The organism is Photobacterium sp. GB-56 (genome assembly GCF_003026105.1).
Lineage (GTDB): Bacteria > Pseudomonadota > Gammaproteobacteria > Enterobacterales > Vibrionaceae > Photobacterium.
This window is the reverse complement of sequence record NZ_PYNW01000012.1, coordinates 22715-46094: the sequence shown is the minus strand read 5'-3', so window position 1 is coordinate 46094 and position 23380 is coordinate 22715. Positions and strand designations below refer to the sequence as shown.

The following is a 23380-nucleotide window of genomic DNA, read 5'->3' as shown; positions in this document are numbered from 1 at the left end:
ATTTATTGACCTTCTTTTACCTGGTTCTGCCAATCAACTGTGGTAAACCAATAGTTATAACGCTCTTGTAACCAACCATCTTGAGTTCGAAGTAAAATCCAGTTATCAAAGAAGTTTAACAAGTTGAAATCACCTTGGCGGATAGCAAAACCTTCAGAGCCTTGGCTTAGACGCTCTTTAAATGGTAGAAATAGCTTATCTTTGTATTGCAGAGCCATTTGCTCTGGTTTTGGTGTTGATGCTAATACAGCTTGCGCATTGCCATTTAAAACTTCTTGGAATGCTTGTGCTTCATCATCGAATTGACGTAATTTCGCTTTCGGGAAATATTTCTTCGCCGTTTGTACTGTTACAGCACCGCGACGCACAGCTAGCGTTACGCTACGTTTATTGTAATCAGCAATGGAGAGCTTATCGCCAGCTAACTCTTTATTGGCGGCAAGTTGAACACCTGAATGAGAGTAGGGTGTTGTAAAAAGAACACTCAGATTTCGTTGTGGTGTTATCGACATTCCGCCAATGATAACATCAAATTTACCTGCTAGCAGGGCTGGGATAATACCGTCCCATGCTGTAGGTATAAACTCTACTTTTACACCCGCATCTTTAGCGACACGTTTAGCGACATCGACTTCAAAGCCAATGAGTTCACCTTGTTTATCACGCATTGCCCAAGGTACAAAAGTTGATAAACCTACGCGTAATGTGCCTCGTTCTTTAATTTGTTCAAGGGTACTTTTATCAGCAGCAAAAGCATGGCTTGTGGTGAAAAAAAGAGTGAGTGCGGTAAATAAAACCGCCAAAAAACGCTTCATTATATTTTTCTCCATATCGTTAAAAATCATCAATGATTAGGTGTTGCAAGTTTGTACTCTAGCAGTGTTGCAAAAGCAGATAAAACTAACGTTATACATAAATACATTGCCGCAATAGTAAACCAAACTTCAAATGGCATGGCGGTATCAGCAACAATATCCCGTCCTTGTGTTGTTAGATCAAATATAGCCATGATACTGACTATAGAAGAGTTTTTAACCAAAGAAACGGCCTCATTGGTTAATGGTGGTAAAACTCGACGTAACATTTGCGGCAAAATAATATAGCGATAACTATCTATTTTACTTAACCCAAGGCTTTCAGCTGCTTCAAATTGACCTTTAGGTATATTGATTAAGCCAGAGCGGAAGATTTCTGCAGTGTATGCTCCTTGAAATAAAGATAATGCCAGCACTGCTGTTGTAAAACGTTCTAACCCTAATACAGGACCAAAAACAAAGTACAGTAGATAAATTTGTACGAGTAGCGGTGTGTTACGAATGAGTTCAATATACCCCCGTGCAAGACCACGACCGATAATAGAATGAGATACGCGTAACAGTGCGGTTACCAAGCCAAATATGATTGTAAAAATCAGGCTAATGGCTGAAATTTTGAGGGTGACAAGTAGGCCATCAATAAGCTCTGCAGAAAACCATTCTCCGTCTTCTTTAAAAAACAAATATTGAGGAATACGGTACCATTGCCAGTTGTAGTTCATTGCATCAGCACCACTATTGAGTAACCATATAATGGCGAAAGTAATGACGGAAATTTGCAGTAAACCACTGAGTACTGGTTTCAGTATTCTTACTATTGTTGAAGGTGACTGAGGTTTCGCTATCATATTTACCTCAGTAACTTAGAATTTTTTTAAGAAACGCCTGAGTACGTAGGCTTTGTGGCTGATCGAATAAAATTGCGGGCGGTGCAATTTCAACAATTTCACCTTCATCCATAAATACAACCCGATCTGCTACTTTGCGAGCAAACCCCATCTCATGGGTTACGCATACCATTGTAATGCCTTCATCTGCTAATTCTTTCATGACATCAAGTACTTCATGGATCATTTCAGGATCTAGCGCGGAAGTGGGTTCATCAAACAAAAGAATATCAGGCTTCATACAAAGAGAACGAGCAATCGCTACACGCTGTTGTTGCCCTCCTGATAATTGCCCTGGGTATTTATTCGCCTGATGCCCGATATGCACACGTTCTAGATATTGATTCGCTAACGCTTCAGCATCTGTTTTTGACATACCCAATGTGCGTCGGGGAGCAAGGGTTAAATTATCTAATACCGTCATATGAGGAAAAAGATTAAAGTGCTGAAAGACCATACCAACTTTGCCACGAACGGCTTTTAGGTTGTTAGGATCTAATAAGTGATTTCTTACTCTAATTTCGCCTGAATCATATTGCTCAAGCCCATTAATACAGCGGATAAGCGTAGATTTTCCTGAACCGGAAGGGCCACAAATGACCAACCGTTCACCTTTATGAATGGTTAGGTTGATGTCTTTTAATGCATGGAAATCGCCATACCATTTGTTCACATGCTGGAATGCTATTATTTCGTCTTTAGCCAACAAGACGTACCTCGACTCATAAATTAGTAGCTTTTCACAATACATGATAAATACCAATGTATTGATGTAATAGCTTGTACCTATTAAAAATAATTAATCATTTCAATACTATATAACAATGAACTTTTAATTTTTAGAAGTCATCATTTAAATAAATAATCTATGTCTATGTGAGTGATTATTACCCATTTATTTATCAACTTAATAGCGATCTATATCATAAAAGTATTTGCTTTGTGAGGTAATTAGGGTGGGTGTAATTATTTTGTTATGGCACATAATACGTATTATTACGATTAATGAAGTGAAATGGTTAAAAAATGTCGACTTTACAGCCATAACCCATTGCACAAAAGGGGTTAAGGCGATAAGTTAAGAAATGACTATTTGGAGATAAGTACACTACATCGATTGACCGACATAGACGTAGTGTAGCGATACGGGAAGTATAAGCATGCATAAAACAGATGATGTCCGCATTAGCGAGATCAAAGAACTATTACCACCAGTTGCAATACTGGAAAAATTTTCAGCTTCAGAAACAGCTTCAGAAACAGTATATCAAGCTCGAAATGCCATTCATAATATCTTAAATGACGAAGATGACCGTCTTCTTGTGATTGTTGGACCTTGTTCTATACATGATACTGATGCAGCAATAGAGTACGGTAAAAAGCTAAAAACACTACGTGATGAGCTTAACGCTGATTTAGAAATTGTTATGCGCGTTTATTTTGAAAAACCGCGTACAACTGTAGGTTGGAAAGGGTTGATTAATGACCCTTACATGGATAACAGCTTCCAATTAAATGATGGCTTACGCATTGGTCGTAAACTACTTCTTGATTTAGCTGAATTAGGCCTCCCAACAGCAGGCGAATTCCTTGACATGATCACACCTCAGTACATGGGAGATTTGATCAGTTGGGGAGCAATTGGTGCGCGTACAACAGAATCTCAGGTTCACCGTGAACTTGCGTCAGGTTTGTCATGCCCAGTAGGTTTTAAAAACGGCACAGATGGCAATATCAAAATTGCAACAGATGCGATAGGTTCGGCAAGTGCGCCTCACCACTTTTTATCTGTGACTAAATACGGTCACTCTGCGATTGTATCAACGGCAGGCAATGAAGATTGCCATATTATCCTTCGTGGTGGTAAAGAGCCAAATTATAGTGCTGAGCACGTTAAAGCAGTGACAGATCAACTTGAAGGTGCTGGTCACCGTTCTAAAGTGATGATCGATTTTAGTCATGCAAATAGCTTGAAAAAATTTGATCGTCAGCCGCTAGTATCACAAGATGTTGGTGAGCAAATTGCGAGTGGTAACAAATCTATCTTTGGTGTGATGATTGAAAGTCACCTTGTTGAAGGTCGTCAGGATATTGTTGATGGTGTTGAACCGACTTACGGTCAAAGTATTACAGATGCCTGTATTGGTTGGGAAGATACTGAAAAAGTACTTCGTCAATTAGCGTCAGATGTACAAAAGCGCCGCCAAGCGTAACAACTTGTATATTAATAAAAACCGATGTTTCTACACATCGGTTTTTTTATATCTTTTTTATACCCAATCTAGATTTATAAAAGCCAGAATTAAAATCATTTCTCATTGTAATGGCGATAACCATCATTAAATTCAATATCATAGCTTTCATCGTATTGGTGCTTTTCTATCAAGCTTTCACAATGAGGGAATTGACAATAAATAGGGTATGTACGATGTAATCCATTTTCGATGAAGGCTTCAAGAATGCCATGAGTATCTGCAATGAGTGTTTTATCTTCCATATATCGACTCCAAACAAATATATGTGATATCAATATGAGCACTGTATCATAATTGATACGACCTAGTTGTCTTATTGGCAATAAATATGACTGAAAGGGATGTTGTAATTATAGCGGCTTTTGTGATGTACAGATTTATTGACAATGTTTTCGCTATCTAAAAATGGAAAATATCTTTAAATTTAAACGTTTATAAATATATCTGCTATAACAATATAAAGTGATAGGGTAGTTATTGATTGAAACTATGTATACCAATAAGCGATAGGTCGGTGTGTATGAAGAGTTTGATATTAAGCGTTCTGTACGGTGTGTTTTTATTTGGTCCACTGATGATACAAGCTGAAATCGTTTCAAAACCATTAGAGTCAACAACAAGTTTTATTGAAACGGTTGATAGTTACGAATCATCACAAACACAGCAACAGGGAATTACGGTTTATCATCCAGTATTGGGCTATGCGAATTATGAAAATATCGTTTGTGATTCTAACGATAATCATCAACGACAATTTCAACACCTAGTAACAAGCTACTGTTTACAGCACAGCGGTAAACTTGTAGGCAATTGGTGTGTGGACACACAAAATAATATGCCGTTGTTTCATACAGAATTAAACCAGCATAGTATGGATTGTCGTTCAGGCGGAAACGCATCAATAATCCATGTTCTTGAGTTTTTACCTTCAGTAGAACACGATCAGCGAACACAACAGAATTGGTTACAGGTAGCGACTGCTTTTGGTTATTAATCTCTGAATGATGTGCTTTATAACGTTGAATGCATCTATGGTGTATTTTCAGATATTAGGAAAGCATTAAAAATTAGCTGTAGACTCTACAGCTAATTAAAGAGATGGCTCGATGAGAAATAAATGGAAGAACACTATGTTTGTTGTTTTAGATTAAATAATAGATAGCTTCTATAAGCTCTATTTTATCTACAGGCTATATATTATGAAGCGGCTTAATTCTTGTTAACTGCCCATTACTGTTCATCTTTATTAACAATTATATCTAATTATAAATCTTCCCTTACAAATATATAAATGCTGAATTTCTAGTAATGCCTTTGCTTTCTTTAAATTAATGAGATAGATAAAGTTTAAGCTGGATCACACTCAGCTCTATTTATATATGCTAATTATCAATTATAAAATATACATCTATCTTCTCTTTATTGATAAAGTTACGGGGGAGTAACATGGTATTATATAACCCTATAAAAAATACCCTTTCTAATCGTAAAAAAATATTAAAAATAGGATATCGAGATTCACAGATTCTTTATCTCTTGCTTAAACACTCTCCAAATGTTGTCCCAAAGAAAGATATTATTAAATTTGCCTGGGGCAGTGAATGTATTGGAGAGACATCATTAGCGAAAAGTATCAGCAAAATTAGACTTTCACTGATAAAGTTAGGTATTAAGGAATCACCCATAGTGACAGTACCTAAAGTTGGATACCGTTTAATTGAAGGCGTGTTATTTGATGAAGTGCTTAATGCTAAAATATTGATAGAGAAAAGCGAAAAAAATAAGGATTTCTCAACTGACTATACACGGCAAAGCAATCATGGAAAGAGATATCGGCCTTTAGTTTGCTCTTTTCTTTTATTTGTCATTTTAATTTCCATACTACTTGTAACAATCAATAAAGGTCATAGCATTAATACAGATCTTGAAATGAATACGTTGATAAATAAACCAAGGGTAAGTTTATTAAACGATTATCCTAATTACAAAATTTTGGAATTAAACGTTAAAAAATTATCTTAATCAAAATTCAGTTTATTACGATAAAGTTTTTTAAAAAAGACTGATTTATCAAATTACAAGTCACTTATAACATGTTGAAAATTATAGTCATAAAATTTCAAGTAATTTCATTGTTACTAAATTTATTAATATGGAAAACTGGCATAGCTCTACTTTGAGTGCATCATCAAATTAATATATATGAGGATTGTTCATGCGAAGTATCTACATAAGTATATTGTTAGCTACTGTCCTTCCAACCTTAACAAGTCGTGTATATGCACAGAAGGTGTACCCTGATCAAATTGTACTGGATCACTTAGGTTCAAATATTTGCCGAGCAGGCTACCATCCTCTTGACCATTATGAAGCTGGGGAGCATGTAAAATCTCTTCTTCCTTTTATGGATGACTGGCAAATCGTCTCGCTAAAAGGTCTATGGGTCGTTATGGGACCGGGTTACAAAGGTTTGATAAAACAACAACCCGCAGGAACTAGCCCTCCCAACACTTTTTGTTATCCTGATGAAAACCACACAGAAATCCCTAACTACACTGCACTTGAGCTACCAGAAGGTGATGAAATCGATGTTCAATATGCACTATTACATGACCAAGATAATTTTATTCGGCCTTTAAGCCAACTTGCTGATTATCTGGGTTATGCATGGGTTGGTGGCAATCATGCTCAATACGCTGGCGAAGATATGAACATTCAACATATCGGTGATGACTGGGTTATCCAAGGAAATGATATTGGAACGTGTACCGGTTATCGGTGTGATGAAAAGACTAAAATCACAGTAAATAATTTTGCCTATCGTTTAGATGATGACAGTTTCTGGCATGGTGATGTCACTGAGTCGGACAAAAAACTAGTAAAAACCATTACCGCGTTAGCGAGAAACGACAGTGATCAAGATCAGAAAATTTCCGTTAGCTTAAAGTTGGATGAATCAACAACGTGGTCAAAAACTGATAATTACGGGTTTTCTGCAAGAGTAACAACTGAAGATGCTTTCAATTGGCCACTCGTCGGAACGACAAGGCTAAATATTAGCATTGAGGCAAATAAAAACTTTTCACAATCTAAAGGCGAATCAACCAGTGAGCAAGTTTCGTTAGAAGCACAACCAACGGTGCCACCTCACTCAATTATACCGGTCCGCGTCGATTTATATCTCTCATCTATTGCTTACCCTTACCAGTTTAATGCAGATATAAGTTACGACGTCAATTTCAATGGATTTCTACGCTGGGGAGGTAATGCGTGGCATACACATCCAGAAAAACGACCATATAGAAGTTATACGTTTACCGTGGGACGTGGCAGTGATAAGCCCGCGAATATTCCTTATCAATGGGAACATCGATATATTCCAAATGAAGTACAGTGGTGGGATTGGAGCTGGGCGATAAATGAAATCGGACTGGGCAATATTCAATCTGCCCTTGGTATGAGTTTGCGTCCTTTCCATTCTTTTGTCTCTGGTGATTTTTCTGCCGAGTCTCAATATGCTGGCACTATGGATATTGGTAAAGCGCAGCCTATAGACAAAAGTTCTCTATCATTAAAAGATAATGTTACGACTCAACGTGCTGGTAATGTAGAGGTCGCATCGAATTTTGATGCTGATGAACTTAATTCATTAGGTTTTACTAATGCGGAATTGAGCGTACATGCAGTAAATTAACGTCATCGTATAAAGCGGTATTCACTGTTTGCCCGTAACTACGTGTTGCGGGCTTTATCGTTGTTAAAAATAATCTGTTTATTATCCATTTGATGCTTTAAGTGTCTGTATGGGGAGATGTATTGTTTTTAGACTATCAATCAGACATAAGATAGTTAGCTATAATAGTAGGGATAATGTTACGTTACATGAATGTTTTATAATCCGTGGTGTATTTTTATGTCTGACTTTAAAAAGAAGTGGCGAGATGTCTTTTTTGTCATTCTATTCTTTTGGGGGATTTCGTTTGTTGCTTTTATTATCAATCATAGTTTTAATGGCGCATTAAATAGCTACGGTTTATTACCTCGCCACGTTAGCCATCTTAGCAACATTGCGTTTTATCCTTTTATCCACGGCAGTTGGTCTCATTTAATTTTTAATCTTACTTCTTTTACACTATTGGCTCTTGGGGTGGGGATTAATGGTGTTGCTCGGTTAATTAATGTCATTTTGTTGTGCTGGTTATTTGGCAGTATCAGTGTCTGGTTGTTTGGACGTATCAGTTACCATGTCGGATTAAGTGGGATCATTTATGGCATTTGGGGCTACTTGCTTATCTATGGTTTAGTCTTAAGAAGTATCATGTCATTAATTATTACATTTTTAGTGCTGGTTTATTTTAGCTCGATGATTTGGGGTGTCTTCCCATTTAATTATTTGGTGAGCTTTGAAAGCCATTTATTTGGTGCTATCGCTGGTGGCTTTATTGGTTACTTTCTTGGCAAAAAAGACCGTGGAAAATTAAATTGCCATTACGATCAGAAACCCTAACAGAATATAATGGTCTAATAGCTATATGAATAAAAAAGGATAGGTGAGTTATGTTAATTACATTTCATAGTAAAGGAAGTAACGATATTACAATGTTTGGTGATATCGCACAGCAATTGATTCATATGATGGGGTTTTGCGAAACAGTCCCTGGTGCTATTCGAGAAGAAGATATCGCACAAGCGCTAACAAACCTAAAAGATGGTATTAATAAAGCTAAACAAGAGAATAAGCAGAGTGGCATTACTGCTGATCCCGCAATAGAGCCAAACCCGCTTGATGCCGATTTAGATGACGCTGAATTTGAGCCAGAAATTTCTTTATCAGTACGTGCTATGCCGTTGATTACCTTATTAGAATCAGCAGTAAATGAAAAAAGTTATGTTATGTGGGAATAGGAAACTATTTAACAATATGTAGCGGAGCAAAAGGATCATCGTCAGGATCGTTTTGCCACAAATATTCTGCTTCAATAGCGACTTTTCGTGCAACATTGTCACCAAATTGGTAGGCAATAACCGCTAATGCCATGTCTAAACCTGACGAACAGCCTGAGGCAGTAAAGATATTGCTGTCTCGCACCCATCGGGCTGACGATTGCCAATCTACATGATGTCCAAGCTTTTTAACCCAATGAAATTGCTTTTTATTTGTTGTTGCTTGGCAATAGTTGAGTAATCCCGCATTTGCTAATAATGCTGAGCCTGTGCAAACAGAGCAGATTAATTTTTGTTTAGGCGCAATGCGTTTCAACCAAAACAACACCGTTGGATTGTTAATTACCGATTTAATCCCACTGCCACCGGGAATGAGCAAAATATCAGAGCCGAACGTATCATTAAAATTGAGTTGCGGTGTAATCGATATATGTTGTTGGCTTAAGATTGTTTTTCCATCAACAGAGATTGTTTGAGCGTGATAAAGGTCCGGTAACAAGCCGAACATTTGTAACGGTCCAAAAGCATCAAGCAGTTGAAAATGATCAAACAAAAATAGCGTGACTGTTTGTGGCTTTTTCATTGTTATAAAACCTTTTATATGCCTTTTAACGATTAGCATAGCTAAGATTTTGAAACCATTTGTCCGATATTGAGATGGTTTTCGAGGCCTGTTGATGGATAAAGCTTGTTATTCAGCGCTGAACCATTACAATCAGCGCCTTGTTTAAAAATGATGAAAATATCAGCTGGCGCGATTATGAATAGAAAAAAGAAAATTAACGAAACGCTTAAAAAGAGAATGAAAAAGGCGAATGCTAAGTTACATAAAAGTAATAAGCCTCGCTACATCTCTAAAGCGGAACGTGCCAAGTTAGACGCTGAAGCAGCACAACAAGTGTCTGCCGAAGAAACCATTTCACCATCAGAAACTGAAACTATGAGTACAGAAACAACGGTTTCATAACTACGTATTTATCAGTAAATTTTCAACAGGGAAGGTAAGCATTACCTTCCCTGTTTTATTCTCATTGAACAGCACGTTTGTTCAATAGCTGGCTTAAATTAGCCACTACTATCGCCAAATTGGCGTTTTATATAAAAGAGAGATGCTATGAGTTTTGCCTCTTTAGGCCTATCTGCCCCAATTCTTGAAGCTGTTGCAAAGCAAGGCTACGAAAAACCATCACCGATCCAAGAGCAAGCGATCCCAGCTATCCTTTCGGGTAAAGATGTAATGGCGGCGGCCCAAACTGGTACAGGCAAAACAGCAGGCTTTACCTTACCTTTGCTAGAACGTTTAGCGAATGGTCGACCTGCTCGTTCAAATCACGTACGCGCACTTGTGTTAACCCCAACACGTGAGCTAGCCGCTCAAGTAGGGGAGAGTGTTGCGACTTATGGTAAAAACTTACGTTTAAGCTCTGCCGTTGTTTTTGGTGGCGTTAAAGTAAACCCACAAATGCTGCGTATGCGTAAAGGTGCTGACGTATTGGTGGCAACACCAGGGCGTTTAATGGATCTTCATAGCCAGAATGCTGTGAAATTCCGTGATGTTGAAATTTTGGTTCTTGATGAAGCTGACCGTATGTTAGATATGGGCTTTATCCGTGATATCCGTAAAATTTTAGCGTTACTACCCAAAGAGCGTCAAAATTTACTATTTTCAGCAACCTTTTCTGATGAAATTCGTGAGCTTGCAAAAGGCTTAGTGAATAATCCAGTAGAGATTGATGTTAACCCACGTAACCAAACAGCACGTACTGTGAAGCAGTGGATTTGCCCTGTTGATCAAAAGAAAAAACCTAACTTATTAACTAAGCTACTTAATGAGCGTAATTGGAAACAAGTGCTTGTTTTCACTAAAACCAAGCACGGTGCGAATAAACTTGCTACTCATTTAGAAAGTCGTGGAATTTCTGCGGCCGCTATCCATGGTAATAAGAGCCAAGGTGCGCGTACTAAGGCACTTGCTAACTTTAAGTCTGGTAATATTCGCGTACTCGTTGCGACAGATATTGCAGCTCGTGGCCTAGATATTGAACAACTACCACAAGTTGTGAACTTTGATTTACCACACGTAGCAGAAGACTATGTACACCGTATTGGTCGTACTGGTCGTGCCGGTTGTGTTGGTGAAGCGATTTCATTAGTGTCGGCAGAAGAAGCAAAAGATCTTGCTGCAATTGAGCGTTTAACACAGCAAGTGTTTGATCGTGAAATTATTGAAGGTTTTCAGCCAACTAACGCATTACCACAAGCTAAGCTAGATACACGCCCAATTAAACCGAAGAAGCCTAAAAAGCAGAAAACGTTTGTGGCGCGTGAAGGTGCAGCGACAGGTGAAAAGCGTAGCGCAAACAATAATAACGGTGGCGCAAAGCGTAAACCTGCCTCTCGTCGTCCACAGGGTCAGTCTACTGATGCTACAAACAACGAGAAGCGTTCAGAGCAAGGTGCAAGACCTGCACGTAAGCCACGCAACACAGATGCGAAACCACAATCAAATGGTGATAAGCCTCGTCGTCGTTTCAACGATGAAAAGCCGAAATCAGATGGTCGTCGTCGCTCTCCACAGCGTAGTCGTGCACCAAAAGCGACAGCGTAATAACGTTTAACACGTTAAATAAAAACGACTGATAAATACCTTTTACAAAAACGGTATATCAGTCGTTTTTTTATCTGCTTATTTTAGCAAACCGTGGTTATAAGCCGTTATCAGCGAACCGAAAGTTAGCTTTGTACTAGGAGCGCAGTGATAAGGTCACAATAGGGATAGCGTGATCAGTACTGTAGCCGTCAATATCAAAGCTTGAATTGACCAAATGCTTATCTTCAGTGTGATAATGGCTAACTTCAAATAATGAGCCTAAATAACTCGCATTGAACTCCTGTGATAACAGAATGTAGTCTAATACCGATCCTTTGCCATTAAAGTAATGGGTAGAAGGGCGAGTTGTTTCTTCATTTTGTGGATTGACTTGAGTATAAAGCTGCCAACCATCGTAAAGGCAATAGAAGTTAATTAAGCGCTCAGTGTCACTTTCTGACATCCCATAAACACGACTTGCCGTTAACTCTTCTAAACAACTACTCGAAATAACATCGTTATAATCGCCACACAGCACCATCGGATGACTGGTTTGCTCACGTCGCTTCACCATTGCAAGTTGCAGTAATGCCGCTTCAGTGCCCCGTAGCATGGATGAACCCCAATTCCCTAAACGTTGACCAAGAAAAGAAGAAAGCGCACTGCCTGATTTCGCAATTGTCTCAGGTAGTGGATCATCAAATAGAGAACGCTTGGATTTTAAATGAGTGACATAGCAGTCTGTTGCGCCAATATGAGGCATATCAACCGTCGCCCGCAGTGGCTTGCGACTAAATGAAAACTCAGTCCAGCCCAGTAATTGTGCCGCTTCCTTATCGGCTTCAACAGCGATAACTTCAGTGATGGGAAATTTAGAAGCAATGGCGACAACGGGGCTACGATAAATAAAATCGCCTTCTACCTGAGGTTCATCAACGACTGCAAAATAGGGATAGCCAATATCGCGCAATAATGCTTGCAAATCCTCTGCGCTAAACACTTCTTGAAAACCAATAATATCCGGTTGTTGGGCTTCTAAAATCGAAGTTAGCCAATGCTGTTTTTTATGCCATTGTTCATAGCTATAAATATTTTCAAAATCATAATAAGCATTAGGGGGAGCAAGATAATTCAACAAATTAAAACTTGCGATTTTGATCTCCGACTGAGCGATAGGCACTTGGGGGAAATGTTCAGCATCTGACTGTTGCAAAATCGAACTCTCAGTGAAGTTATTAAAAACTGTATAGCTGTTTTAGCATACTTGTTACGTTGAATATACGACTTATTGTTAAGCGTAACGGTGAAATAAGGTATCGATTTTGGCTTTTGGTGTTTTTGCTAGTTTTATCATTAATTCAAAAGAGACAGAGTGAAGATGATATTGTCGCTTAATATCTTCAAGCATGACTAACCATAAACGAGCTGTCATTTCAGAATCGGCTAACGCGCGGTGAAATACACCATTGTGCTCAATGTGTTTGTAATCCACTAACGTGCCTAATTTATGATTCGGTGCATCTTGATATAAACGTCGTGCAATCAGCATTGAACAGGCAAATGCACCTGTATAGTGCCGGCCAATATCCGCCAGCTCTGCGTCTAAAAAACGCTGATCAAAAGAGGCATTATGTGCCACAAGGTTGGCATCACCAATGAAATCAGCAAAGGCATCCATTACCTCATTACATGGTGGTGCAGTGCGTAACATGTTATTGCTGATCCCCGTGTAACCTTCAATAAAGCTACTGACACGAAAACCAGGATTCATGAGCTGTTGGAATTGATCAACAACTTCGCCATTAACTAATTTAACAGCACCAATTTCGATAGCGCGATCGCCTTGATTGGGAGATAAACCAGTCGTTTCGAAATCGAGAACAACCACGCTGTCAGCGGAGCGAGAAAGGGTCATGGTAAAACCTATAGAGAGAGAAGGTGGTCATTTTAATGGTCGTAGAGGGCTTGTAAACTCCTCAAACACATTATATCGCGATAACTGAGGTTAAATTATCGTCAAACAGGCAACCAGTTATTACATTCTAGCGAGAGATCACGCATTATACGGATTGGGTATAAGTACAATTCTTTGTTAACGACGGCACATATGGCCATTGAGATCTCATAAGCATCTATGAAGAAAGAAAGAAGTCAATTTCGTGATCACCAAGCTGAAGTGTCGCTATTTAAGCGTCGAGCGCTTGCAGGGTTTATTGGGATTATCATTTTATCGTTTGTGTTAATCGGTAATTTGTACCACTTAGAAGTGCAAGATTACAGCGAATATACTGCTCGTTCGAATGATAACCGCATTAAAATTATCCCAGTGGCACCGAATCGAGGCCGTATTTACGATCGAAATGGCGTTATTCTCGCAGAGAATATACCGGTCTATTCTTTAGAAATTATTCCAGAAAAAGTCGCACACCTCACTGAAACACTCGACAGTTTAAAAACCTTACTGGGTGTAACGGATGATGAAATAGACTCTTTTATGAAGGATAAGAAACATACCCGTCCGTTTATGCCGGTGACATTAATTGATCAGATGACGGAAAAGCAAGTTGCAGAGTTTTCCGTTAATGAATTTCATTACCCAGGTGTTGATGTTGATGCACATTTAGAGCGCTATTACCCTTATGGCTCAGCATTAACACATACGTTAGGCTATGTGGCTAAAATCAACGATCGTGATATTAAGTCATTAAAAGAACAGGGTATTTATAATAACTATAAGGCCACGCGTACGATCGGAAAGCTCGGTGTTGAACGCTACTATGAAGATTTACTTCATGGTCAATCTGGTTATGAAAAAGTCGAAGTGAATAACCGTGGTCGTATTATTCGTACCTTAGAATATGTTCCGCCTATTTCGGGTAAAGATATTAAGTTGACGATCGATCTTAATTTACAGTTGTTCGCCAACAAGCTATTAACGGAAGAAGTCAAAGATCCCAAAACAGGTAAAATGGTGACGAAAACTCGTCGTGGTGCGATTGTGGTATTAAACCCGCAGGACGACGGCGTATTAGCGATGGTATCAAGTCCTAGTTATGATCCTAACTTGTTTGTGCATGGTATTACGTCCAAAGAGTACAGCAAATTATTGAATAGTCCTGCGCACCCGTTGGTAAACCGAACCACATTAGGGGTATATCCTCCGGGTTCAACGGTTAAACCACAAATTGCGGTTGCGGCATTAGCGACAGGGGTTATCACACCTAACACAGTACGTAATAACCCGGGTTGGTGGCGAATTCCTAATTCCAAAAGTCGTAAATTCCGTGATGATGTTCGTTGGGGACACGGTAACGTTGATGTATATAAAGCGATTGAACAATCAGTAGATACTTTCTTCTACCAAGTGGCTTATGACATGGGCATTGACCGATTATCGACATGGATGAACAAATTTGGTTACGGCGAACTCACCGGTATTGATATTAAAGAAGAAACATCCGGTAATATGCCGACTCGCCAATGGAAGCTCGCACATACCAAACAACCTTGGTACCAAGGTGACACCATCCCTATTGGTATAGGTCAGGGCTACTGGACAGCAACACCGATGCAAATAGCCAAAGCAACCTCGGTTGTGGCAAATTCTGGTGTCGTTCATCGCCCTCACTTGCTATATGCGATTCTTGATGGCAAGAAAGAAGATATTGTTAAATTTAAAGACTTTCCAAAAGTCGAGCCTGTGCCATTAAAAGATTGGAAAATTGCACAAGAAGGCATGCACTTAGTGACGACGAAAGGGACGGCACGTAAAGAGTTTAAAAACTTAGCGTATGAAGCCGCTGGTAAAACTGGTACCAGTCAGGTCTATACCATGTCTGATACTCAAAATTACGATGCGAATGAAGTTGCGGAGCATTTACGTGACCATGCATTGTTTACCGGCTATGCACCGTTACATGATCCTAAAGTACTGGTATCCGTTATTTTAGAACACGGTGGATGGGGACGTAACGCCGCACCACTTGCTCGTAAAATCATGGATTACGTGTTAGTCAAACCGACCCTAGATCCCGCCGTACAGAAGCAGGCGAAGAGTGATAAAACGAAGGCTGAAACGCCTGTAGATGTGTCGAAAACGGCTGAGATAAAGGCCAGCTAGTGACGATAAACGCACATTGATTAAAATACGAAAAGGTCACGTCAGTGGCCTTTTTTACTTTTTAGCGATGTGATTTTTTAAACCGTAATTTAAACCGTAATAGAGAGAGGATTATTCAATCACACTGCCCCAAATGGTTAAAATATCATGAAGCTCGGAAGCCAAATAAGGTTTACATAAAATGTCATTCATACCCGCTTGAATACAGGCTTCACGTTCAGCACTTGTGGTACCGGCGGTTAAGGCAATAATGGGTTTGGAATAGTCTTGCTTTCGTAATTCTCTAGTTGCGGTGTAGCCATCCATAATCGGCATTCTGCAATCCATAAACACCACATCAAAGGATTCCGCATTTAATATATCTAATGCTTTTTGTCCGTTATCGACAATGGTTGGTTCAATTTGGATTTTGTTTAGCATCAGCTTAATGATCATTTGATTGGTCTTTAAATCTTCAACCACTAACACTTTTAAATGCTTAATTGGCGTTTTATGCGGTTGTCTCACTTTGGCATTAAAATGAGTATGATCACTTGTGGGTAAGGGTAAGGAAACATTAAAACATGCACCACGCCCGAGCGAGCTTTCAACGCGGATAGAGCCACCCATTTGTTCACATAGCTGTTTGCAGATCACTAAACCTAGCCCTGTGCCTTCATGGCTTCGTTTGCTGGTATTATCCACTTGGCTAAAAGGTTTGAATAACTTGTGTTGGTTTGAGTGATCAATACCACAACCGCTGTCTTTTACCGTAAATTGTAGCTGTTTGTTTTGCCACCAGAACTTAGCGTGCACAAAACCTGCAGGGGTGAATTTAATCGCATTAGAGATCAAATTAACAAATATTTGCTTAATCCTATCTTCATCACCAATGAAAAATCTTGGTAAGTCATGGGAGTAATAAATGTTAAAATCTAATCTTTTTTCGTGGGAACGATGGGTAAAAATATCTTCCAATTTTACTGCTAATAAATGGCAATCAAAGGGTTTTTCAATCAGCTCCAACATACCTGCATTTATTTTGCTGTAATCGAGTAAGTCATTAATGATCGCCCGTAGCAATTCACCTGAATGATTCAATGTGGTTAACAATTTCTGTTGGTCGTTATTAAGCGGTGTATCTTGCAGTAATTCCGCAGCACCAAGCAGCCCATTAAGTGGTGTCCGTAATTCATGGTTGATCATAGCGAGAAAATCACGGGTTGAACGCTCTGAATCTTCTGCCCGTTTTTTAGCATCAATAGCTTGATTAAACGTTATTTGCCTACCAATAGCGGATCGAAATAACTCACCAAACAGCGCCATATGTTTTTGAATCGCTGGCAATCGGTCATCGGTACATATGATTCTGACGGCTAATATACCTATTTGCCCTCTGTTATTAACAATATTTATCCAAAGAGTATGGCCGCCTTTATCCCATAATGAATGGGTCGATTCTAGCTCAGCTGGAGGTGTCCATTGCTGTAAACGGCCGCTGGAGTAGCTCCCTGATATATTAATATTATCGGCAGGGTAAATGGTGATATGACAACCTGATATGTAATTACCATCAACGAGGCTGTCTAACAATTGTTGAATACTTTCCCTCGTCGCACTGTGCTTTAAGAATAATCGGGCATAAAGAAGTAACAAGTTTTCCATTTTGTTCTGATAAGTTAAAAGCTCAGAATCAAACTTCGCCTGCATTTGTAATTTTTCGTACGAATCATTAAGCATTTGATTTGCATTATAAAGCTCATGACTTTTCGCTTCTAATAACTTTTCAGCGGCTAATCTTGATGCATGTTCGCGTTGGAGTTTTTGTTTTAATAAAGCAATATGTTTTTCAGGATCGATCATTAATTATCACTCAATGACAAATGAAAGCGGACACTGTTTTTGCTTGTTGTTGGTACCAGTTCGATAGCAAGATGTTGCTTAAAATAATCGGCACATCCTTCTAATAACCCCAAACAGACATAACCCATGCATCGCGCTGAATAATAATCCATTGTCAGGGTGGTTTCTGTTTCATTAGAGAATTCAAAGCGAGGGGGAGTTGTATCCGGGTAAAGCTTTTTAACTTCTTGATGTATGTATGACTCCACACTGCGAATAAAGTCGAAGGTGTTGGAATCGGTAAAGTCATGATTTGGTAATAAAGTGAGTAAGCGAGGGAAAACAGCGCGACCGAAAGTTTGTTGAAGGCTTTCAGCGGAGACACCGGTAACCTTATGTAAACAAATAATCAGCTTGACTAACCGTTGGTGCTCATAGCTACCGACAGAGGTATAAACACCTGGGTCGTCAGCCATATCTAGCATTGACTGGCACACTTCTAGATCGAAAGTACGTTCAACAATATCGAGAAATTCAGTAAAAATGATCCCTTTCATACTCTTCTCCGATGTATTCTAGATACAGACTTTAAACACGTAATAAAGGAATTAAAGTCTGTAATTTAGTATGGCAGAGATTGAAGGTTCGTCAAAAACAACAGGTTAGTTGTTGAAGAAAGGGCTAAATTACGAAGCTGATTATTAGCTTCGTAATCATTTTTATTTTTGGATAATGACAGCTTGCGAGAATTGCTGCGCAGAATGGATAAGGTAATCTTCCATATCTGTAATTAATTGCTGCTGGTTCGGTAATGGCAATGCATACACGTCAGACACCAGGCTATATTGCTCACCATCTTCTGCATGAGTATAAATCATGCCACAAGCGGCCGGTTTACCTTTGAAAAAGCCAACATAAAGCGTCGCTTCTGCATTAGGCTCAAACATAATTTGAGTTAAATACTCAATAACCGCTTCTTTTTCTTGTTCATTTTCCCATTGAGAGGCACGAACTAAAGAATAGCGAATAGTAAGAGGGTGGCAATCAACCGGGTAGAAAGATAAAGAGGGTTCGGGTGTCGGTAACGAAGTATCGATGCAATGCGTAGTTAAATCAGTTTGAGATAGTTGATACAGTTCTAATCCCTTTACACTTAGCGGTGTTGGAAACTCAGCATCAGTAATATGGCTTGCCATCCAAGCGTTTTTTAAAGTAATTAGTTGTTCTGTAATAACCTGCATATCGTCGCTTCTTTTATTTAATTGCTGATACCTTAACTTAATTACGGTAAAGAAGGTATGTTAATTCAAGTAATTGAGTGAAAAACACACACATATGTAAGTGTAACGTCAGTATTTTGCTTGTTTAATAATGTTTGCCAAAATTTAGATACTTTTTGCTCTTATATTGGATAGGGTGTGAGCCTAATAAGCGTTATCTTGTAAAAGTATTAGTGCCGCAGGCGTAAAATGATTTGAGCGGTACTCAAATTTAGGACTGAATAAAATGAAAAAGCTATTACTAGCCACCTCCATTGTTTTGTTACTTGCAGGTTGTAATGACCAAGCACCTAAAGAGCAATCGCCAAACGATCAAACGCAAACTGTCGCCACAACTGAAACCGTTGTAGAGCAAACCCAATCTGTCGCGCCAGAAACGCAAAAAATCCCTAAATGGGTATCAGAAAATAAAGTGACAGCGCCGCTAGATAATATTGTAGATGGCAATGAAACTTACAAAGCCGTTTCTTATTGTAAGCCGCATGATTGTGCCGGTAACTTTATGATCACCCTAACGGGTAAAGACAACAAAGAATATTCCATGATAGTACATGTTAAAGATACCAATGGTGCTATTACCAAGCCTAGTGAATACGCGAGTTACCAATTTATTGGTAATCCTGATGACAACATGAAAGGGCTACTACAACAAGCGTTGCTACAAAATCCGAACTGGAAATAAATACATTGAGCTAAGGTTTGAAGTAAGAATGATATAACGTGCCGTGCTAGTGACAGCACGTTTTTTTATGCCTGAATTTTTCAGCACGATACGTCATCAATGAAGAGAAGAGTAAGCGCAACATCGCTTTTGTTGGCAACATTCTAAACTCAAATATCGAACCTTATACTCACTCAACAGGCCATGGGTATGATCTTCGTGTGAATGAATGTGTAAACAAGACATTATCCAATCTACTTTTCATCGATAAATGCCCTTAAATGAGATGCAATCAAGTTGCTATGTTTGTGACAGCTACGCAGAAATGCGATTTATCTCACGAGTTACAACGGGTTATAAAACGATCGTTTCATTAAATTCATGCTTTATTTAGTAAGATAGATGTGTGTTTTTTAAAACGAATGATTGATCTGTTTTACAGGCAAGGAGCCAAGATTGTTCAAGCTTTACTATTACCCCAATAACGCGAGTTTAGCGCCGCATTTTTTACTTCATCATGTAAAAGCGGATTACCAACTATTGCTGGTGGATAAAAAGTCCAACGTTCAAAAGTCAGCCGACTACCTGAAACTCAATCCAGCAGGGCGCATACCCACATTGGTGATAGGGGAGCAAGCGATCTTTGAAAGCTCTGCTATATGTATTCATCTTTGCGAACTCCATCCACAGTCTGGATTAATGCCTGCAATTGGCAGCCCTTTACGGCCGATGTTTTATCAATGGTTAGCGTTTCTAAATAACACCTTACAAGCTGAATTAATGGTACGGTATTACCCACACCGCCATACCAATGATGCCGCGACGATCCCGAATGTTGTTGCTGCGCAAGATGACAGAATTGCCGATGCACTCTCTATTATTAATAACCAACTTAAACACAATACATATTTGCTTGGTGACAGCCTAACCGCCTGTGATTACTTCTTGTTTATGTTGGCAGAGTGGTCGTTACCAATAAAACAATCACCACTGACATTTCCATATCTTGCAAAGTACCTAACGAACCTTTGTGATAACCCAACCATTAAAGCCGTGTGTGAAATAGAAGGTATCGATCTCACGCCGTTTAAATAACAAACGCCTGTTGTGACTTTGTTTTCTGTACCTAGGCTGACTTGCAGATTGAATTAGCGCGTAACTGTAACAAGATGTTTATGCGCTATATTCAAGTGCTTTTTAAATGAAGTAGTTTTAGATAAAACACCATTCAATTACAAAAAGCGCGCATTAACCATGAAACTATTACTACTTATACCTTGTTTATTTCTGTCGGCTTGTAGCTTAACCCCACATAAGGGATCGCCAATATGTATTCCGATGCCGGTAGGTGGTATTTATTGTGGTAAGTAACAAATTACCTTGTGATGAGAGAGCAGAAGGTGGGGAGAACTGGCGGAATACTGATTCGTTCCGCCATATTGTTAGGCAAGGGGATCAGTGCTTAATAATCACTTCGCTGTTGTCTACCCGATGGCGGTCGCCATAAATGCCGTCTTCAGCACGAGTGCCACAACCAATCACCATTGTGATTTCAGCTTTAGGGTTTAAACCAAGCAGTTGTTTAACGCGCTTAGAATCAAAACCTTCCATTGGGCAGGTATCGTAACCTTCCGCGCGCATTGCGGTCATAAAGGTCATCGCCGCAAGGGATGTGCTTTTATGTAAACACACACGTAAATCCGCTTTACTCACTTCACGTACCATCGGCTTTTTACGCCCTAAATACGCCACAATTACCTTACGAATAGTGCTCATAATGCCAAAGCTATCATTACGGTATAAAAATGGGATCAGCTTTTCATAGTATTTAACGGCACGCTTAGATGTTGCATCTTCACGACCATTAAAGGCATCACGAATTTGTGCCGCATTCATTTTCGCCCGTTGTTTCCACATATAAGGCGTAGTGGTGATAACAATTAACTCGCGTGCCGTTTTTGCCGCATTTTGCCCCATACACAGCTTTGCCAGTTGCTCGCGTTTATCGTCACTGATGACACGATGAAATTGCCACAATTGCATGTTTGAACTGTTAGGGGACAAGGTGGCGAGGTTAAGTGCACGGGTTACCGCTTCATGATCAAAAGCACTGTCTGCATCATATTTACGTACCGAACGACGGCTATGCACCAACTCGGCATATTGCTCGGCTTTAGATGATGTTGTTAATGGTGAAGATGCTGGTGAATGAGACGCAGAGCGTTCTTGTTCAAGTGTATCGTTCATGTTTTAAACAACCTATGTAATATGAAAATTGTTGAGCGTATTTCTACCTGTTATTGGGTTGTGAAGCAAGTCGGTGATTACAATGAGTTAACTTTTCGGCTAACTCATATTTGCCCCAAAACTTGTTAGATTAAATACTCATTCATATCTTATTAACGTGATTTTGGATTAGCCTTATTAAGCAAGTCACTATAATTTTATCTGTTAGTAAAATATCACGTTTGGGGCTTTCATGCGCAAACATCGTCCTGATTGAATATTCTGAAGTTAGTAACATCATTAACAAAATCATAACATCTATCTTGTTACTTTTTCTATACTCCACATTGCTGAAATGCATTGTTTTCTGTACAGTTGCCTTGAGTTTTAATCATGGAAGATTTTTATTTTTAAATAGAAGTGCTTTCAAGAGAATTTACTCATATTTTGTATTTTATTTTAGATTATTCGGAGAGTTAGATGAAAAAGCTAATTGTTGTTTTATTGGCTAGTCTTTTTGTTGCGGGTGCAGCTAATGCTTGCCCTAAAGGACAACATCCTTACGGGGGAACTGGCTCTCATCACAAGGGCGGATATTGCGCATAAATAGCTTTGTCTTGGAAAGACCGTTCATATAGACGGTCTTTTTGTACCCTAAAAGGTACTTTATGGAAGAGTTATCCATACTTTTTATAATATTGACCAGTTTTGATAGGGTAAAATATCTAACACGCTTTTGCCCCATTACCATTTAGAACAGATACTCATTCATATCGCATTAACGTGATTTTGGATTAGTTTTATTTACTGTGTATATCAACAGTTATAATGAAACGTGGTGATTTTATCGCTTTAGTTCTGTTTTTAATAAGAAATATTTCTTGTTAAAAACAGAAGAGGAATCATAACCAATTGAAAATTATATCATTTAACATTTCAGTTTGTATTTAATAAGACTGATTAAATACATTTCTTACTTATCACATTCTCTCATTGAGCGTCAGGCGTGAAAAATTGTTATCAACTTCATGATATATATAGATTATATCTAGTAAGATAAAGGTTTTTTATGCGTGTATTTTTGAGCGAAAGTAAGAATGCTTATTAATATACTGTTAGGCGAATGGAGGCATAATGAACTACGAGAATGACGTTTTTAGAATTAGGGAGCTTCGAGAAACTGATGCAGACTCATTGTTTAGTTTGTACTCTGGCTCAATTTCTTCTGCAAAGTACATTTCGACATTGCCTCATGATACGGTGGGAACTACGCTCTCAAAAATTCAGCAATGGAGAAAATCCTATTTGGAAAGCCGTCCCAAAGTGCTAGTTTATGGTGTCGCAGAAAGCCAAAATGACTTTGTGTTTGGGGTGGTTGTGTTTGTGTTCAATGAACAGCATGCTGAGATCCATTTTGGTATATCAGACAAATTTAGTAATCGTGGAATTGCGACGCAATTGTGTCGTACTGGCTTGGAATATTTAAACAGCTTGGGTATCAAGGAAGTAAGAACAAATCCATTTGTTGGGCACATAGCAAGTGTAAGGGTTTTAGAAAAGTCAGGTTTTTCAAATCATGGAACGCTAAAAAACTATGCGCGTTTTCCAACTTTAGGTGACGGTCTTTTCAATTGTGCAGATATGCGCATAAGCCTTTGAAAATTCGCCTAACAAATAAGGATATGTGTCGCGAAGCCGACACCTATCCGAAGTGTTGGACAAGCCCAAGCCACCTTATATAAGTAAATATTGGAAATATCATGAAGGGGGATGCCAAAAAT

The 23380-nt window shown here is 38.9% G+C and carries 23 protein-coding genes and 1 pseudogene; 13 read left to right on the top strand and 11 right to left on the bottom strand.

What is annotated here, in order from left to right; translation table 11 throughout:
- Positions 1-2 precede the first annotated feature (2 nt).
- The 3 genes from C9J42_RS15540 to C9J42_RS15530 are packed head-to-tail and all read right to left on the bottom strand — an operon-like array spanning position 3 to position 2411.
- On the bottom strand, positions 3-815 hold the full coding sequence (locus C9J42_RS15540; protein WP_107206871.1) for a transporter substrate-binding domain-containing protein: 813 nt from the start codon (positions 813-815) through the stop codon (positions 3-5).
- 29 nt (positions 816-844) lie between these two features.
- Positions 845-1663: an amino acid ABC transporter permease gene (locus tag C9J42_RS15535; RefSeq protein WP_107206872.1), complete on the bottom strand. Its 819-nt coding sequence runs from the start codon at positions 1661-1663 to the stop codon at positions 845-847.
- Between the two features lie 7 nt (positions 1664-1670).
- Positions 1671-2411, bottom strand: coding sequence for an amino acid ABC transporter ATP-binding protein (locus C9J42_RS15530; protein ID WP_369917496.1), 741 nt, complete (start codon positions 2409-2411; stop codon positions 1671-1673).
- Positions 2412-2862: 451 nt separating this feature from the next.
- Here C9J42_RS15530 and aroG point away from each other — a divergent pair, with 451 nt between their 5' ends.
- A complete protein-coding gene (gene aroG / locus C9J42_RS15525) occupies positions 2863-3915 on the top strand; it encodes a 3-deoxy-7-phosphoheptulonate synthase AroG (RefSeq protein WP_107206874.1) in 1053 nt (350 codons plus the stop codon).
- 95 nt (positions 3916-4010) lie between these two features.
- Here the strand turns inward: aroG and C9J42_RS15520 are convergent, their stop codons facing one another.
- Positions 4011-4199, bottom strand: coding sequence for a hypothetical protein (locus tag C9J42_RS15520; protein ID WP_045082326.1), 189 nt, complete (start codon positions 4197-4199; stop codon positions 4011-4013).
- 278 nt (positions 4200-4477) lie between these two features.
- On the opposite strand from C9J42_RS15520, the gene C9J42_RS15515 reads away from it, so the two are divergent.
- From C9J42_RS15515 to C9J42_RS15495, 5 genes and pseudogenes are all read left to right on the top strand, one after another.
- Positions 4478-4951 (top strand): hypothetical protein, encoded by a 474-nt coding sequence (locus C9J42_RS15515; RefSeq protein ID WP_107206875.1) that lies wholly within the window; start codon positions 4478-4480, stop codon positions 4949-4951.
- Between the two features lie 452 nt (positions 4952-5403).
- A pseudogene (locus tag C9J42_RS21740) lies at positions 5404-5697 on the top strand (transcriptional regulator); the annotation flags it as partial.
- Positions 5698-6172: 475 nt separating this feature from the next.
- Positions 6173-7651 (top strand): aerolysin family beta-barrel pore-forming toxin, encoded by a 1479-nt coding sequence (locus tag C9J42_RS15505; protein WP_107206877.1) that lies wholly within the window; start codon positions 6173-6175, stop codon positions 7649-7651.
- Positions 7652-7870: 219 nt separating this feature from the next.
- Positions 7871-8464: a rhomboid family intramembrane serine protease gene (locus tag C9J42_RS15500; protein ID WP_107292217.1), complete on the top strand. Its 594-nt coding sequence runs from the start codon at positions 7871-7873 to the stop codon at positions 8462-8464.
- A gap of 50 nt (positions 8465-8514) precedes the next feature.
- Entirely contained in the window at positions 8515-8862 is a 348-nt protein-coding gene (locus C9J42_RS15495) for a DUF1840 domain-containing protein (RefSeq protein WP_107206879.1), read from the top strand.
- A 4-nt stretch (positions 8863-8866) separates the two neighbouring features.
- Here the strand turns inward: C9J42_RS15495 and C9J42_RS15490 are convergent, their stop codons facing one another.
- Positions 8867-9484, bottom strand: coding sequence for a DJ-1/PfpI family protein (locus tag C9J42_RS15490; RefSeq protein WP_107302131.1), 618 nt, complete (start codon positions 9482-9484; stop codon positions 8867-8869).
- A gap of 177 nt (positions 9485-9661) precedes the next feature.
- Between C9J42_RS15490 and C9J42_RS15485 the strand changes: the two genes are divergently transcribed.
- Together C9J42_RS15485 and C9J42_RS15480 are read left to right on the top strand one after the other, a co-directional pair.
- A complete protein-coding gene (locus C9J42_RS15485) occupies positions 9662-9868 on the top strand; it encodes a DUF2986 domain-containing protein (RefSeq protein WP_039871979.1) in 207 nt (68 codons plus the stop codon).
- A 147-nt stretch (positions 9869-10015) separates the two neighbouring features.
- Positions 10016-11509, top strand: coding sequence for a DEAD/DEAH box helicase (locus C9J42_RS15480; protein ID WP_107206881.1), 1494 nt, complete (start codon positions 10016-10018; stop codon positions 11507-11509).
- Positions 11510-11645: 136 nt separating this feature from the next.
- Here the strand turns inward: C9J42_RS15480 and C9J42_RS15475 are convergent, their stop codons facing one another.
- Positions 11646-12704: an endonuclease/exonuclease/phosphatase family protein gene (locus tag C9J42_RS15475; protein ID WP_107292219.1), complete on the bottom strand. Its 1059-nt coding sequence runs from the start codon at positions 12702-12704 to the stop codon at positions 11646-11648.
- Positions 12705-12782: 78 nt separating this feature from the next.
- Positions 12783-13406: a PolC-type DNA polymerase III gene (locus C9J42_RS15470; protein ID WP_107247273.1), complete on the bottom strand. Its 624-nt coding sequence runs from the start codon at positions 13404-13406 to the stop codon at positions 12783-12785.
- Positions 13407-13625: 219 nt separating this feature from the next.
- Here C9J42_RS15470 and mrdA point away from each other — a divergent pair, with 219 nt between their 5' ends.
- Positions 13626-15611 (top strand): penicillin-binding protein 2, encoded by a 1986-nt coding sequence (gene mrdA / locus C9J42_RS15465; RefSeq protein WP_107206884.1) that lies wholly within the window; start codon positions 13626-13628, stop codon positions 15609-15611.
- A gap of 111 nt (positions 15612-15722) precedes the next feature.
- On the opposite strand, the gene C9J42_RS15460 is transcribed toward mrdA, so the two are convergent.
- The 3 genes from C9J42_RS15460 to C9J42_RS15450 all read right to left on the bottom strand — a co-directional run bounded on the left by C9J42_RS15460 (position 15723) and on the right by C9J42_RS15450 (position 18673).
- A complete protein-coding gene (locus tag C9J42_RS15460; RefSeq protein ID WP_107206885.1) occupies positions 15723-17453 on the bottom strand; it encodes an ATP-binding protein in 1731 nt (576 codons plus the stop codon).
- Positions 17453-17989, bottom strand: a complete 537-nt coding sequence (locus C9J42_RS15455) for a heme NO-binding domain-containing protein (protein WP_107247274.1) — start codon at positions 17987-17989, stop codon at positions 17453-17455. Before C9J42_RS15455 ends, C9J42_RS15460 begins: the two co-directional genes overlap by 1 nt.
- 162 nt (positions 17990-18151) lie before the next feature.
- Complete coding sequence (locus tag C9J42_RS15450; protein WP_107206887.1) at positions 18152-18673, bottom strand: hypothetical protein; 522 nt, start codon at positions 18671-18673, stop codon at positions 18152-18154.
- Between the two features lie 265 nt (positions 18674-18938).
- On the opposite strand from C9J42_RS15450, the gene C9J42_RS15445 reads away from it, so the two are divergent.
- Together C9J42_RS15445 and C9J42_RS15440 are read left to right on the top strand one after the other, a co-directional pair.
- Positions 18939-19394, top strand: a complete 456-nt coding sequence (locus C9J42_RS15445; RefSeq protein ID WP_107302130.1) for an Ivy family c-type lysozyme inhibitor — start codon at positions 18939-18941, stop codon at positions 19392-19394.
- Between the two features lie 435 nt (positions 19395-19829).
- Complete coding sequence (locus tag C9J42_RS15440; protein WP_107247275.1) at positions 19830-20468, top strand: glutathione S-transferase family protein; 639 nt, start codon at positions 19830-19832, stop codon at positions 20466-20468.
- 360 nt (positions 20469-20828) lie between these two features.
- Here C9J42_RS15440 and C9J42_RS15435 read toward each other — a convergent pair whose 3' ends face one another.
- A complete protein-coding gene (locus C9J42_RS15435; protein ID WP_107206890.1) occupies positions 20829-21620 on the bottom strand; it encodes a nitroreductase family protein in 792 nt (263 codons plus the stop codon).
- Positions 21621-22079: 459 nt separating this feature from the next.
- On the opposite strand from C9J42_RS15435, the gene C9J42_RS21805 reads away from it, so the two are divergent.
- Entirely contained in the window at positions 22080-22205 is a 126-nt protein-coding gene (locus C9J42_RS21805; protein ID WP_255419064.1) for a hypothetical protein, read from the top strand.
- A 528-nt stretch (positions 22206-22733) separates the two neighbouring features.
- Positions 22734-23258 (top strand): GNAT family N-acetyltransferase, encoded by a 525-nt coding sequence (locus C9J42_RS15430; protein ID WP_005530754.1) that lies wholly within the window; start codon positions 22734-22736, stop codon positions 23256-23258.
- The last annotated feature ends 122 nt before the right edge of the window (positions 23259-23380 follow it).